At 63.5% G+C, this 14,497-nt stretch carries 14 protein-coding genes; 5 read left to right on the forward strand and 9 right to left on the reverse strand.

Features of this window, described 5'->3' with window-relative positions; genetic code table 11:
- The first annotated feature begins 164 nt into the window (after positions 1-164).
- The 5 genes from SM766_RS05920 to SM766_RS05940 are packed head-to-tail and all read left to right on the forward strand — an operon-like array spanning position 165 to position 6,013.
- Entirely contained in the window at positions 165-1,190 is a 1,026-nt protein-coding gene (locus SM766_RS05920; RefSeq protein WP_274831350.1) for a BMP family protein, read from the forward strand.
- A gap of 16 nt (positions 1,191-1,206) precedes the next feature.
- A complete protein-coding gene (locus SM766_RS05925; protein ID WP_368947217.1) occupies positions 1,207-2,751 on the forward strand; it encodes an ABC transporter ATP-binding protein in 1,545 nt (514 codons plus the stop codon).
- Complete coding sequence (locus tag SM766_RS05930; RefSeq protein ID WP_368947218.1) at positions 2,741-3,790, forward strand: ABC transporter permease; 1,050 nt, start codon at positions 2,741-2,743, stop codon at positions 3,788-3,790. The genes SM766_RS05925 and SM766_RS05930 overlap by 11 nt, the downstream gene beginning before the upstream one ends.
- 1 nt (position 3,791) lies before the next feature.
- The gene (locus SM766_RS05935) at positions 3,792-4,736 is read left to right on the forward strand and encodes an ABC transporter permease (protein ID WP_065272625.1); all 945 of its coding nucleotides are present in this window, start codon (positions 3,792-3,794) and stop codon (positions 4,734-4,736) included.
- On the forward strand, positions 4,736-6,013 hold the full coding sequence (locus SM766_RS05940; protein WP_368947354.1) for an amidohydrolase family protein: 1,278 nt from the start codon (positions 4,736-4,738) through the stop codon (positions 6,011-6,013). Before SM766_RS05935 ends, SM766_RS05940 begins: the two co-directional genes overlap by 1 nt.
- A gap of 211 nt (positions 6,014-6,224) precedes the next feature.
- On the opposite strand, the gene SM766_RS05945 is transcribed toward SM766_RS05940, so the two are convergent.
- The 9 genes from SM766_RS05945 to SM766_RS05985 form a co-directional block, all read right to left on the reverse strand.
- Complete coding sequence (locus SM766_RS05945) at positions 6,225-6,914, reverse strand: ABC transporter ATP-binding protein (RefSeq protein ID WP_274866996.1); 690 nt, start codon at positions 6,912-6,914, stop codon at positions 6,225-6,227.
- Positions 6,911-7,678 (reverse strand): ABC transporter ATP-binding protein, encoded by a 768-nt coding sequence (locus SM766_RS05950; protein WP_368947219.1) that lies wholly within the window; start codon positions 7,676-7,678, stop codon positions 6,911-6,913. Before SM766_RS05950 ends, SM766_RS05945 begins: the two co-directional genes overlap by 4 nt.
- Positions 7,671-8,654: a branched-chain amino acid ABC transporter permease gene (locus tag SM766_RS05955; protein WP_368947355.1), complete on the reverse strand. Its 984-nt coding sequence runs from the start codon at positions 8,652-8,654 to the stop codon at positions 7,671-7,673. The genes SM766_RS05950 and SM766_RS05955 overlap by 8 nt, the downstream gene beginning before the upstream one ends.
- Before the next feature lie 2 nt (positions 8,655-8,656).
- On the reverse strand, positions 8,657-9,577 hold the full coding sequence (locus SM766_RS05960) for a branched-chain amino acid ABC transporter permease (RefSeq protein WP_065272621.1): 921 nt from the start codon (positions 9,575-9,577) through the stop codon (positions 8,657-8,659).
- A 57-nt stretch (positions 9,578-9,634) separates the two neighbouring features.
- Complete coding sequence (locus tag SM766_RS05965) at positions 9,635-10,771, reverse strand: ABC transporter substrate-binding protein (RefSeq protein WP_065272620.1); 1,137 nt, start codon at positions 10,769-10,771, stop codon at positions 9,635-9,637.
- A 391-nt stretch (positions 10,772-11,162) separates the two neighbouring features.
- Entirely contained in the window at positions 11,163-11,288 is a 126-nt protein-coding gene (locus tag SM766_RS05970; RefSeq protein ID WP_368947220.1) for a hypothetical protein, read from the reverse strand.
- Positions 11,289-11,488: 200 nt separating this feature from the next.
- Positions 11,489-12,229 carry a maleate cis-trans isomerase family protein gene (locus tag SM766_RS05975; protein WP_368947221.1) on the reverse strand — a complete coding sequence of 247 codons (741 nt, stop codon included), beginning with the start codon at positions 12,227-12,229 and terminating at the stop codon, positions 11,489-11,491.
- 3 nt (positions 12,230-12,232) lie between these two features.
- A complete protein-coding gene (locus SM766_RS05980; protein WP_368947222.1) occupies positions 12,233-13,396 on the reverse strand; it encodes a M24 family metallopeptidase in 1,164 nt (387 codons plus the stop codon).
- Complete coding sequence (locus SM766_RS05985) at positions 13,389-14,480, reverse strand: pyridoxal-phosphate dependent enzyme (RefSeq protein ID WP_368947223.1); 1,092 nt, start codon at positions 14,478-14,480, stop codon at positions 13,389-13,391. The genes SM766_RS05980 and SM766_RS05985 overlap by 8 nt, the downstream gene beginning before the upstream one ends.
- Positions 14,481-14,497 lie beyond the last annotated feature (17 nt).

Genomic DNA, 14,497 nt, shown 5'->3' on the forward strand with positions numbered 1-14,497 from the left:
TGACGTTTTGAGTGGCGAAAATTCTTGCCTTTGCCCACAAATTAGGCGAAGGCTCAGAAGGATACATGTCCAACATATGACCGCTTGCCTGATCGGCGCGGTGTTTCTACCGATTGGACAATTGTCCCGTGTTTCAGGGGCTTATTCAACAGGGGGATTGTTCCATGACAAATGAATTCAAGGGCGCCGTATCGCGCCGCCAGTTCCTGGCCACCAGCGCGGCTGCGGCCCTGACTGCAGGCGCCTTTGCCGCGCCGGGCCGCCTGATGGCCTCTGAGCCGCTGAAGGTCGCGGGCATCTATACCGTGCCGGTCGAACAGCAATGGGTCAGCCGTATCCATGTGGCCGCCCTGACCGCGCAGGACCGCGGCGACATCAGCTATACCTATTCCGAGAACACCTCGAACTCGGACTATTCCCGCGTGATGCGCGAATATGCCGAACAGGGCTACCAGCTGATCATCGGTGAAATCTTCGGTGTCGAAGCCGAAGCGCGCGAAGTTGCCGCCGAATACCCCGATGTGGCCTTCCTGATGGGCTCCTCCTTCAAAGAAGACCCGGCAATCCCGAACCTGTCTGTTTTTGACAACTATATTCAGGATGCCTCCTATCTTTCCGGCATTATCGCGGGCGCAATGTCGAAATCCGGCAATATCGGCATGGTCGGCGGCTTCCCGATTCCGGAAGTGAACCGCCTGATGCACGCCTTCATGGCCGGTGCGCGGGAAATGAACCCCGAGATGAAGTTCCAGGTCTCCTTCATCGGTTCCTGGTTCGATCCGCCGAAGGCCAAGGAAACCGCATTCGCCATGGTCGAGAACGGCGCCGACATCCTTTATGCCGAACGCTTTGGCGTGTCGGACGCGGCCAAGGAAAAGGGCCTTCTGGCCATCGGCAACGTCATCGACACCCAGTCGGATTACCCCGAAACCGTGGTTGCCTCGGCGATCTGGCATTTCGAACCGACGCTGGATGCGGCCATCGCAGCGGTCAAGGGCGGCAGCTTTACCGCCGCTGACTACGGCATGTATTCCTTCATGAAGGAAGGCGGCTGTTCGCTGGCGCCCTATGGCACCTTCGAAGGCAAGATCCCGCAAGAGGCGCTGGATCTGGTTGCCTCCCGCACCGCCGCGATCAAGGACGGTTCCTTCACCGTTGCGATCAACGACGAAGAACCCAAATCCTCCTGATACGGGCCTTTCGGCTATGACAGAAACAGACAAGGCGCAGGTTGTCCTGCGCCTTCAGAACATTACGAAACGGTTCGGTCCCGTCACCGCCAACGAAGACGTCAGCTTTTCCCTGCACCGGGGTGAGGTGATCGCGCTTTTGGGGGAAAACGGCGCGGGCAAGACCACGCTGATGAACATCCTGTTCGGCCAGTACACCGCCGATGAAGGATCGGTGGAGCTGTTCGGCCAGCCCCTGCCCGCGGGCAATCCGCGCGCGGCGCTGGATGCGGGTGTCGGCATGGTGCACCAGCATTTCACCCTCGCGGGGAACCTGACGGTCTGGGAAAACATCGTGCTGGGTGTTGATGCCCTTAGCGCTGCCAGCCTGAGGCCCGCCGCCGCCAAGGCGCGCATCCGCGACCTGTCGGAACGCTTCCACCTGAAGGTCGATCCCGACGCCAAGGTCGGTCGCCTGACCGTGGGCGAGCGCCAGCGGGTCGAGATCCTGAAGGCGCTTTACCGCGATGCAAAGATCCTGATCCTGGACGAGCCCACCGCGGTTCTGACCCCGCAAGAGGCCGACGCGCTGTTCGCCACTCTGCGCGAGGCGATTGCCTCGGGGCTGTCTGTGATCTTCATTTCCCATAAATTGCACGAAGTCATGGCGATTTCCGACCGCGTCCTGGTGCTGCGCCATGGCCGCCTTGTGGCCGAGCGCGCCACCGCAGACACCAATGGCGAGGAACTCGCCGCGCTGATGGTCGGCGCAGAGGTCAGCGCGCCCAGCATTTCCCCCGCCACGCCCGGCGCACCGCTGCTGTCGTTGCGCGATGTCACCACGCCAGGCGCCGGATCGGCGCCGGGACTGGCACGGGTAGCGCTGGACCTGCGTGCGGGCCAGATCACCGGGCTTGCCGGGGTGTCCGGCAATGGGCAGGCGGCGCTGTCCGATCTGATTTCCGGCCTCATCGCCCCGTCCAGCGGTAGCATGGAGCTGCATGGACAAGCCCCTAAAGGCTGGTCGCCGCGCAGCGCCATCGCAAATGGCGTCGCCCGCATTCCCGAGGACCGGCACAAGACCGGCACCATCGCCGATTTCGACCTGACCGAGAACGCGATCCTTGAAACCTATGCCACCCGTTTCAGCACACGCGGCTGGATGAACTGGAAAAAGGCGCGTGCCTTTGCCGAGAGCCTGATCAAGGGCTACGACATCCGCTGCCCGGGGCCGGATATCCGCATTCGCCTGTTGTCGGGCGGCAATATGCAGAAACTGATCCTCGGTCGGGTACTGGAGGGCGCGCCGGATATCATCCTTGCGAACCAGCCGGTGCGGGGATTGGACATTGGCGCGGTGAACTACGTACACGGAGAACTGGCCAAGGCCCGCGACCGCGGCGCCGCCGTGTTGCTGATCTCCGAGGACCTTGATGAAATCATGCGCCTGTCGGATGTGATCCACGTGATCTCCGAAGGGCGGCTCAGCCCGGAATTTGCCCGTGGCACCATGCGCCCCGAGGATCTGGGCCGCTGGATGGCGGGCGAAGGCTTTGACAAGGACATGACCGATGCGGCTTGAACCCATTGCTGCGCCCAGCCTTGGGCGGCGTGTGCTGCCCCCTGCGCTGGCCATCGGTGCGACCTTCGTGGTGGCGGTGCTCTTGGCGATGATCGCGGGCGGCAATCCTTTCGCGGTCTTTGGCCTGATCCTGAAAGGCGCGTTTGGATCGAAATTCGCCATTCTGGAGACACTGAACAGCGCAACGCCGCTGATCTTTACCGGGCTGGCCATCGCGGTAGCCTTCCGGGCCAAGCTTTGGAACATCGGTGCCGAGGCGCAGCTTTATGCGGGTGCGGTGATCACGGTGGTTCTGGGGACAGGTGCGATGTCCCTGCCCGCGCCGCTGATGCTGGCGCTCTGCGCCATAGCCGCGATGCTGGCCGGGGCGCTGATCCTTCTAGGCCCTGCCCTTCTGAAAACCCGGCTGGGGGTCGATGAGGTGGTGACGACGCTCCTGTTCAATTTCATCTTCCTGTTGTTTGTCAGCTACCTGCTTGAAGGGCCGCTGAAGGATCCCATGGGCATGGGCTGGCCCAAATCCGCGCGACTATTGCCCGAGGCCCGCCTGCCCCGCATCGTAGATGGGCTGCGCCTGCACTGGGGTTTTGCGCTGGCCCTGATCGCGGCCCTTGCTGTCTGGGTGATCAACACCCGCACCACCTTAGGCTATGAAATGCGCGCCGTCGGCCAGAATGCCGAGGCCGCCGGTTTCGCCGGTATCCCGGTCACCAAGGTGATCCTCAAAACCGCGCTGCTGTCTGGCGGCCTTGCCGGTCTTGCGGGCTTTTCCGAGGTCTCGGGCCTCAAGGGATCGCTGACGCTCGACCTCAGCCCCGGCTTTGGCTACACCGGCATCGTGGTCGCCATGCTGGCGCTGCTGCACCCGCTGGGCGTGGTTGTCGCGGCGCTGTTCGTGGCCGCCATCTTCGTCGGCGCCGACAGCATGAGCCGCGCCGCAGGCGTGCCCAGTTACCTTGCCGATATCATGCTCGCCTCGGCCCTGTTGTTCATGGTGCTGGCGATCCTTCTCACCAAATTCCGCCTGCGGAGGGACTGACATGGATCTCATCGACATCCTGCTGTCGGCCAGTTTCTGGGCTGCAGCCATCCGCATCGCATCGCCGCTGATCTTTGCCACCATCGGAGAGCTGATCTGCGAACGCGCCGGGGTTCTGAACCTCGGCATCGAGGGCATCATGGTCGCGGGCGCATTTGCAGGCTGGATCGCGGTCTGGGGCGGCCTGCCGCTGTGGGGCGGGGTCGCGGTGGCCATGCTGACCGGCATGATGCTGGGGCTGGTGCATTCGGTGTTTTCCGTACCCTTTGGCCTGTCGCAGCACGTGGTCGGGGTCGGGCTGACGCTGTTGGCGACCTCGTTGACCTTCTATACCTACCGGGTGATCCTGCCCGAGGTGTCTTCGCCGCCGAAAATCACCGCCTTTCAACCCTATGAGATCCCGCTTCTGTCAGATCTGCCCCTCGTAGGCCCTGCGCTGTTCTCGCAAACGCCGCTGACCTATGCCGCCTTTGTGCTGGCCGGACTAACGGCGCTGGTCCTTTACCGGACGCCCTTGGGCCTTGCGGTGCGGGCGGCCGGGGAAAACCCGCAAGCCGTGGCGGCGCAGGGCCTGTCGGTCACCGCGATCCGCATGGGCGCGGTGGTGGTCGGCTCGGGCTTCATGGCCATTGGCGGCGCCTTCCTGACGCTGTCGGCCTTTGACAGTTTCTTCTTTGACATGGTGAACGGGCGCGGCTGGATTTGTATCGCGCTGGTCGTCTTTGGCGCCTGGAAACCGGGCAAGGCGGTGCTGGGCGCGGTGCTGTTTGCCGCCTTTGACGCCCTGCAGATCCGACTGCAACAAACCGGCATCGGCGCTGTGGTGCCCTATCAGGTCTTCCTGATGATGCCCTATATCCTGTCCATTCTGGCGCTGGTGGTGATGTCCCGCCGCGCCGAGATCCCGGCGGCGCTGATGGTGCCCTTCAACAAGGGGGAAAGATGATGTTCGACCTGATCGTCAAGGGCGGCACCCTGCCCGATGGAACAACCGCCGATATCGGCATTACAGGCGGCAAGATCACCGCCATCGAGGCCCGTCTCGATGCCGAAGCGGGTGAGGTCATCGACGCAAGCGGCGATCTGGTGGCGCCGCCTTTCGTCGATCCGCATTTCCATATGGATGCGACGCTGTCCTACGGCAAACCGCGGCTCAACGCCTCTGGCACGCTGCTGGAAGGGATCTCCCTTTGGGGGGAGCTGCGCGACATCGCCACCGTGGATGAGATGGTCGAGCGCGCCCTCACCTATTGCGACTGGGCGGCCTCGATGGGGACGCTGGCGATCCGCTCTCACGTAGATACAACGCCCGATCACCTCAACACCGTCACCGCCATGCTGGAGGTGAAGGAGAAGGTCAAAGATTACATCGACCTGCAACTGGTCGCCTTCCCGCAGGATGGCCTATACCGCACCAAGACGGGCCGCGAGAACGTGATCCGCGCGCTGGATATGGGGGTCGAGGTCGTGGGCGGCATTCCCCACTTCGAACGCACCATGGCAGATGGCGCCGAGTCGATGCGCGACCTCTGCGAGATCGCCGCCGAACGTGGCCTGATGGTCGACATCCACTGCGATGAGACCGACGATCCCATGTCCCGCCATATCGAGGCGCTGGCCTATGAGACCCAGCGGCTCGGCCTAGAGGGCCGCGTTGCGGGCAGTCACCTGACCTCGATGCATTCGATGGACAATTACTACGTCAGCAAACTGCTGCCGCTGATCGCCGAGGCAGGTATTTCAGCGATCCCCAACCCGCTGATCAACATCATGCTGCAGGGGCGGCACGATACCTTCCCCAAACGCCGCGGCCTGACGCGGGTGAAAGAGATGCAGGCGATGGGCATCCCCGTCGGCTGGGGTCAGGACTGCGTGCTGGATCCCTGGTATTCATTGGGCACCGGAGACATGCTGGACGTCGCCTTCATGGGTCTGCACGTGGCGCAGATGAGCCACCCCGATGAGATGGCCCGCTGTTTCACCATGGTGACCGAGGTCAACGCCCAGATCATGGGGCTGCAGGACTATGGCCTGAGGGTGGGCAACGACGCCTCCCTCGTGGTTCTGGATGCCAGCACCCCCACCGAAGCCGTCCGCCTGCGCCCCGCCCGCCTAGCAGTGGTCGCCAAGGGCAAAGTGATTGCCCGCAGCGCCCGTGGGGACGCGCGCCTTATGCTGCCGGGACGGCCCGAGACTGTGCGGCGGCGGCATGAGGTGGGATAATCGAGATACATAACGCTGGCTCGCGCATCCCAAGCACTACAAAGCTCAGTACCAGCAACACGGTTTTCTAACAGCCACAAGTCAATAGAGCATGCGCCGCCCGGCAAGGCCGACCAGCGCCCGTCCGCCCCGTCAAACCGAAGGTTTGCCTACGGTAAAGGGGCGGGCGCTTCTCTTACGCCCGCGGACGTGCTCTGCCCTCAGTGACGCCTCAGACCCCCAGATACTGATCCGTCAGATCCGGGGTCAGGTCTTCCATCCTTCCGGTCCAGACGCTTTGACCCCGGTTCAGGATCACCGCGTGGTCGGCGATCTGGGCGAGTTCCTTCAGCGTCTTGTCCACCACCAGGATCGACAAGCCCGCCTCACGCTTCAGCTGCGCAATCGCCGCCCAGATTTCCTGTCGCACCACGGGGGCCAGCCCCTCGGTTGCCTCATCCAGGATCAAAAGGCGCGGGTTGGTCATCAGGGCGCGGCCAATGGCCAGCATCTGCTGCTCGCCGCCCGACAGGGAACTTGCGGTCTGGTCGCGCCGCTCCTTGAGCCGTGGAAACAGCCCGGCGACGCGCTCAAAATCCCAGGGGCCCGGGCGGGCGGCGGCGGTCAGATTTTCCTCCACCGTCAGCGGGCCGAAGCAGCGGCGCCCCTCGGGCACCAGACCAATCCCCAGCCGCGCGATCTTGTGCGAGGGCAGCTGCCGCAGGTCGTGCCCGTCAAAGCGAACCTCGCCCGCAGAGGGATGCACCATGCCGCAGATCGATTTGATGGTGGTGGTCTTGCCCATACCATTGCGGCCCATCAGGGCGACGACCTCGCCTTCGGCCAGATCCAGCGAAACGCCAAACAGCGCCTGCGATGGGCCGTAGGAGGCCTCAACTTTGTTCAGGGACAACAGGCTCATGCGGCGTCCTCCTCTCCGAGGTAAGCGCGTCGCACCTCGGGATTTGCGCGGATTTCATCGGCGGTGCCGGTGGCGATCACCGCGCCATAGACCAGCACGCTGATCCGGTCAGCAAGGGCAAAGACCGCGTCCATATCGTGTTCCACCAGCAGGATCGGCGCCTCGTGACGCAGCTCATCCAGAAACCCGGTGAGGGTCTTGGAGCCACTGGCACCAAGACCGGCCATGGGTTCATCCATCAGGAACAATTTGGAGTTGAGCGTGAGTGCCACCGCGACCTCCAGCTGACGGCGCTGGCCATGCGACAGATCGGCAGTGCGCCGCTGCGCCTCATCCTGCAGACCGACGCGTTCCAAGGCGCGGCGGGCAGGCTCCAACAAGGTCTTGTCCTTCATCACATTGCGGAAGAAGGAAAACACCCGGCCCTGCGCGCCAAGGGCGCCCAGCACCACGTTCTGCAGCACGGTGAACTCCATCGCGAGCGAGGAGATCTGGAACGTCCGCCCCAGCCCCAGCCGCGCCCGCGCCACGGTATCAAGGTCGGTGACATCGCGGCCCAGAACCTCGATCCGGCCGGTGTCGGGACGCAGGCTGCCCGAGATCTGCTTGATCAGGGTGGATTTGCCCGCGCCATTGGGGCCGATCAGGGCGTGGATTTCACCGGGGCGCAGGTCGATGCTGACATTGTCGCTGGCCTTGAGCGCGCCAAAGCTTTTGCTGATGCCTTCGACCTTCAGCACCGGGTTTGTGCGCGGATCAGTCATGGACCACCTCCCGTCCTGTCAAGGCACCGATCAGGCCGCCGCGGGCAAACAGCACCATGAGGAGCAGCAATAGCCCGAGGAAGATCTGCCAGTATTCACTGATCCCGCCCAGAAGATGTTCCAGCAGGATATAAACGGCAGCGCCCACAACAGGGCCGAACAGCCGCCCCACCCCGCCGATGATGACAAAGACCATGATTTCACCGCTGGTGTGCCAGCTCAGCATGGTTGGGCTGACGAAGCGGTTGAGATCGGCATAAAGCGCGCCGGCAAGACCGGTGATCGCGCCCGAGATGACAAAGGCCACCAGCCGCAGATGAAAGGGCGTCAGCCCCACGGTCATCACCCGCTCTTCGGTCTGGCGGGCAGCCGCCAGCGCTAGGCCAAAGGGCGAGCGACCCAGCCGGGCAGAGAAAACCAGCACCAGGCAGAGGATGACATAGGCGATCATGAAGAACTGGATCGGGTCCAGCGTGTTGAGGCCGGGAAATTCGTTGCGCACCCAGATCGACAACCCGTCCTCACCGCCATAGGCGGACCAGGAGATCGCGAAATAGTAAAGCATCTGACCAAAGGCCAGCGTGATCATGATGAAATAGACGCCCGAGGTGCGCAGCGACAGCGTCCCGATCACCAGCGCCACCAGCGCGCTGGCCACGGTGGCCACCAGCCAGATCACCGGCATCTGATTGGTGCCCTCGATCAGAAACGGCACCTGCATCAGCGGCTCATAGTTCTGGGCATGGGCGGCCAGAATGCCCATGGCATAGCCGCCGATCCCAAAGAACGCCGCATGGCCAAGGCTCACCAGCCCGCCGATGCCCAGCGCGATATTGAGGCCGACACCGGCCAGCGCCAGGATCGCGACCTTGGTAGCGAGGGTAATGATAAAGGGCTCGTCCATGGCATTGGCCCAGAGCGGCACCGCCAGCAGCGCCAGCGCCAGCGCCCAGTTGAACAGGTTTTCACGGGTCATGCTCATGCGCTCCCCCCATAAAGTCCCGAGGGGCGCACCAGCAGAACCGCCGCCATCAGGATGTAGATCAGCATCGACGCCAGCGAGGCCCCGACCGAGGCAGCACTGGCCGGTTCCAGGAACAGACCAAAGAATTGCGGCAGGAAGACCTTGCCCAGCGTATCCGTTAGCCCCACCAGCAGCGCGCCGACCAGCGCGCCCTTGATCGAGCCGATGCCACCGATGACAATCACCACAAAGGCGAGGATCAGAACCGGCTCTCCCATGCCGACCTGAACCGATTGGATGGCTCCGACCAAGGCACCGGCAAGCCCCGCCAGCGCGGCGCCAAGGGCAAAGACCAGCGTATACAGCCGGGAAATATCCACCCCCAGCGCTGCGATCATCTCGCGGTCGGCTTCACCGGCGCGGATCTGGATTCCGATACGGGTGCGGGCGATCAGCCAGAACAGCAGCGCTGCCACCACCAGCCCGATGCCGATAATGGCAAGGCGGTAGGCCGGGTATTCGATGCCGCCCGGCAGGCTGAGCGGCCCGGCCAATGCGGCAGGCACATCCAGAAACAGCGGAAAGGAGCCGAAGATCCAGCGGGTGCCTTCGGAGAAAATCAGGATCAGCGCAAAGGTCGCCAGCACCTGATCAAGGTGATCCCGGTCATAAAGCCGCCGGATCACCGCGATCTCGACCACGGCCCCGGCCGCAGCCGCCGCAGCCAAACTGGCAATCAGCGCCAGCAGGAAGGAACCGGTCAGCCCGGCCACCGCAGCCGCCGCGAAGGCCCCGACCATATAAAGCGCACCATGGGCGAGGTTGATCAGGCCCATGACGCCAAAGACCAGCGTCAGGCCCGCAGCCATGAGAAACAGCATGACCCCGAACTGCAATCCGTTCAGGATCTGCTCAAGAATGAGAACAATGGACATGGGAGATTTCCGTTCTGACGGGGGCGCCAATGCGGCGCCCCCGCAGGGAGGATCAGATTACATCTTGCACTCGGCCGCGTAGGCGTCGGAATGATCTGTCAGACTGGTGCCGATGATCTTATTGGTGAAGATATCACCTTCCTTGATGACCTCCCGGACGTAGATGTCCTGGATCGGGTGCTGGTTCGGACCAAAGCTGAACTTACCCCGCACCGATGCGAAATCGGCTTCTTTCAGGGCAGCGCGGAAGGCGTCTTTGTCCGACACGTCGGCCTTGTCCAGCGCGCTCAGGATCAGGTTGGCGGTGTCATAGCCCTGCGCCGCATAAAGCGACGGCAGGCGGCCGTATTTTTCCTGGAAACCAGAGACGAATTCGGCGTTGGCCGCATTGTCCAGATCCTTGTTCCACTGCGAGGTGTTCTTCACCCCCAGCGCCGCATCGCCCACGGCCTGCAGGATGCCCTGATCAAAAGAGAAGGCCGGGCCCACTACGGGCAGATCGATACCGCTGGCGGCGTATTGCTTGAGGAAGGAGATCCCCATTCCGCCAGGCAGGAAAAAGAAGACCGAGTCGGCGCCGCTGGCACGGACCTGCGCCAGTTCGGCAGCATAATCGGTCTGACCCAGCTTGGTGTAGATCTCACCCGCCAGTTCACCCTTGTAGAAGCGCTTGAACCCGTTGAGGGAATCCTTCCCGGCCGGATAGTTCGGCGCCATGATGAAGGTCTTCTTGAAATCGGCGCTGGTGGCATAGGCACCGGCCGCTTCGTGCAGGTTGTCGTTCTGGTAGGAGACCGAGAAATAGTTCGGGTTGCAGCCCTTGCCCGCCAGCTGCGCCGGCGCCGCATTGGTCGACAGGTAGAACAGCCCCTGTCCGGTCGCCGAGGGCACCACGGCCATGGCCAGGTTCGACCAGACGATACCGGTCAGGATATCCACCTTTTCGGACTGGATCATCTGATCCGCGATCTGCACCGCGGTTGCAGGTTTGCGCTGATCGTCCTCGATCACCACTTCGACATCATCGCGCCCGGCGTTTTCCATCGCAAGCATGAAACCGTCGCGGGTATCCACGCCAAGGCTGGCGCCGCCGCCGGACAGGGTGGTGATCATGCCGATCTTGGTCTCGGCCTGCGCCGCGACGGCCAGAGCGGACACCGCTGTCGCCAGCGCCAGTGTTTTGATTGCTTTCATTTCCTCTAGTCTCCCTATTGCAGTTATTGACCGGATCCGCGTTGGCCGCGGTTATTCCTGTGACCCCACTATTTCCGCTTCGCGCGGGTGGCGCCAGTCCTTGATCGCCTTTTCCCTCTGACGGGGACACCTTCTGCCGTTTGCCGTGCAGTGGTGGATTTCACATCCTGACGTTTCATCCGCCGCCCGGGGCAAGGCTGCCGCATCCGGCAGGCCCACCGCCTGGTGGCTGACCTCAAAACTCTAGGCGGCTTCTCTGTTTTGTTTCAAGATTAAAATATTAAACCCTAAAACATAATTTAGCATGGAGTCGAAAAGAGGTGCACGCCACGGTTGAAGGACCCGTGATTTACGCAGCAGCACAACGCGTTAGATCAGTCACAATAGCAAACTAAGCACCTGATATATAAAAACTACTTAAGCCAACACCAGTCGCGCCCGCCTGTTCCAGAAAGGCTTCTGCCACGATATACGCACCGCTCATTTCACGGTCAGATGACATCTTCACAAGATCCATTCCGCGCCTCGTCTGAGGCATATCTAACGACCTCGGCACAACCTAAGGGACTTGTGCCACCAGCTCGCCGCCAAGACGTTCGGGCAGGATCACACCCTAAGTGACCGATGCTGCCGTCAGACGAATCGGATCCGTTTGGGCAGCTCTTGGTTTCGCCAACACGCCCCCAACGCACTCCCCCATCGCCCCCTGGTCCCTGCTCAGATCCCGAGCAGGCGCCCCGGGCCCTTGCACTGTTTCGGCGCCCCCGCCAACTGCGCCATATGCCAGGCAAGCACCTGATTGCTGCTCAGCACTGGCCTGCCTAGACGCGCCTCAAGATCGTCTATGATATCAAGCGTGCGCAGGTTGGTGCAGGACAGGAACACCGCATCGGCGTCCCCGGCCACGGAAAGGGCCGCCGCGTGGATCGAGGCCGGGTCAATCCGCGCCACCCGCGCCTCCAATTCTTCCCCGAACGACACGGTGCCGCTGACATCATACCCCCGCGCCGCAAAAGCCTGTCGGACCGGGGCGCTGACGCTTTCCACATAAGGCGACACCAGGGCCAGCGACCGGACGTCCAACGCCGCAAGCGCTGCCAGAGCTGCAGTCAGAGGATCGGTGACATGGGTCGAGGCAGCGCCCTGCCGTACCAGATCCGCGACCCGGTCCGCGCCGATCAAGGTCGTCCCGGAGGTACAGCCATAGCCGATCACGTCGAATTCCGCCGCCGGGGGCAACAGCGCGGCAGCCGCAGGCAGCGTCTCTTTCATGGTGGCAATGGTATCCGGAGTCAGCTCATCGCCGCTGGGAATACGGCTGACATGATGGGCGACCTCGCCTCCCGGCAGCAGGCGGCGCATGTCCTGCTCCAGCGTCTCATCCACCTGCAGCACGATATGGCCAAAGGTTGCGCGGCTGCCGATCGGGCCAGTCAGCTCATAGGGAAAAGTCTGCATGATCTACTCCAGAACCGGCAGCTCTGCCGGTGCGCGGGTGGACAAAAGCTCGGGGCCGCTGTCGCGCAGGACGATGTTTTCCTCGTGCACCAGAATGCGGCCCGGGGCGATCTCGGCGCCCGGTTCGAGCGTCAGCACCATCCCGGCGCGCAGCACCGTCTGATCCTTGGGCGTAAACGAGGGCCATTCGGTCAGCGTCACCCCCAGTCCATGGCCAAGCCGCCCACCGCCGGGCGTGGCGCCATGGGCACGCAGCCCCTCGCAGAGAATCCGGTGCGCATCCGCGGCAGTCATGCCGGGGCGCAGCTGCTCCAGCGCCAGATCCGTGGCCGCATAAAGCGCTGCATGCGCCTGAGCGGTCTCAGGCGCGACCAGACCGATGGCGTAGTTGCGGTCGAAATCGCAGAAATAGCCATCGCGCACCGCACCGGTGTCCAGCATCAGCACATCGCCTGCCGCCAGCGGCTGCGGCGTCGCCGGAGAGATCACATCACCGTAGCCCCCCGGCCCGGCACCCCCAGCCGTGTAGCTGACCCAATCGGCGCCCTCTTCCAGCAGCACCCGCTGGAAATCACGGAACACCGCATCAAGCGGCCTGCCGGGGCCTGCGAACTCCGGCACCCGGGCAAAACTGCGATCCGCCACCGCGCAGGCGGCGCGGATCTTGGCCACCTCGGCCTCAGACTTTATCTCGCGCACCCGCTGCACCACATCCGTGGCATCCACCATGCGGCGCGGCGCCAGGCGCGCGGTCAGCGCCATGTAATCGCCAAGCGCCATGCGCAATTGCGTCTCCAGCCCCATCGGCGTGCCGATGGCCCCGGTTTCCGGCACCAGATCGCCAAGGGTCGCCGCCAGCAGGCTGACGCCATCATCCTTCGGATCCGGCGCATCCCAACAGCGGATGTCGGAAATCCAGCTTTGCCGCATCAGATCCACGCCAATGGCGGGAATCACCGCAACCGGGTCACCTTTGGCCGGGACCACCACAAACCAGGGGCGCGCCGGGCTTTCCCAGAACCGCGTCAGGAACCCAGTGACATAGAAGATATCCGCCGCCGCAGTCAGCAGAAGCGCCTCCATGCCCGCTGCCGCCATGCCCGCCTGCAGGGCATCGCGCCGCCGCAGGAACTCACCCCGGTCAAAGCCGCGGGCGGGCTCAGCCATCTTCCGGCCCTTCGCTGAGGATGGCCAGCACCCGCGCATCGGGTCCCAGATCCTTCACACGCCCCGCCAAAAGCGCTGCCAGACCGGCGCCGCCCGATGGCGTCGTTGCATAGCCATATTCGGCAAGGGTCCGGACCCCTGCGGCAGCTTCTTCCTCGGATATGGTGGCGAAGACATCGGCATCGCGCGCCAGCCCGTTCAGCGCCACCATCGACGGGGTCTTGCAATCGAGCCGCCCCATGGAGGACACCGGCCCCTGCGTGTCCTGCAATTCGCCGCTGCGAATACTCTCGATCAGCGCGGGCGCCGCGTCCGGTTCGACCACGATGATCTGTGGCGCATTCCCCCAGACCTGCCGCGCATAGGCGGCCACCGCAGCCGCCAGCCCGCCGACACCCGCCTGTAGGAAGATATGCGTCGGCACCCCGTCGATCTGGGCGACAGCCTCGGCGGCCAATTGCAGATAGCCCTCCATCACCGCGATAGCCGGGGCGCTGTAGCCGGGCCATGAGCTGTCGGAGAGCAGCGTCCAACCGTTCTCTTCGGCATCCGCCGCAGCAGCGGCCATGCTGGCCTCGTAATTATCACCGGCGCGTACCACCCGGGCGCCCTTGTCGCGCAGCCGCTGGGCAAAGGCCTCGGGCACCGCCCGCGACAGGTAGATCACCGCCTCGGCCCCGAAAAGCCGCGCCCCAGCCGCAACGGACAGCCCGTGATTGCCAGCGCTTGCCGTGGCATAGGTTTGTCCGTGCAGGGCCGTTTCCCAGACCTGAGAGGCGCCGATCTTGTCCTTCAATGCATCGGCCGCTGCGCTGGCAATGCAGTAGGCCGCGCCCAGCGCCTTAAAACTGCCAAGGCCCATGCGGGCGCGCTCGTCCTTGATCCAGATCCTGGCCACCCCGGCCTTTTTCGCCAGCTCATCCGCCTCGATCAGCGGTGTGATCGCATGACGCGGACATAGTGTCAGCAGCTTGGCCACCGCATCGGCGGCAACGCTGGGATAAAGCTGAGGCTCAGTTCCCGCAACCGGCAACGCGCCGCCCCGCCACATGTTATCGAGTGTCTTGCTCAACGCCCCATCCATGGATCGACCTCCTCTTC

It is taken from the genome of Pseudophaeobacter sp. A-200-2 (assembly GCF_041008815.1).
Taxonomy (GTDB): Bacteria; Pseudomonadota; Alphaproteobacteria; order Rhodobacterales; family Rhodobacteraceae; genus Phycobacter; species Phycobacter gallaeciensis_A.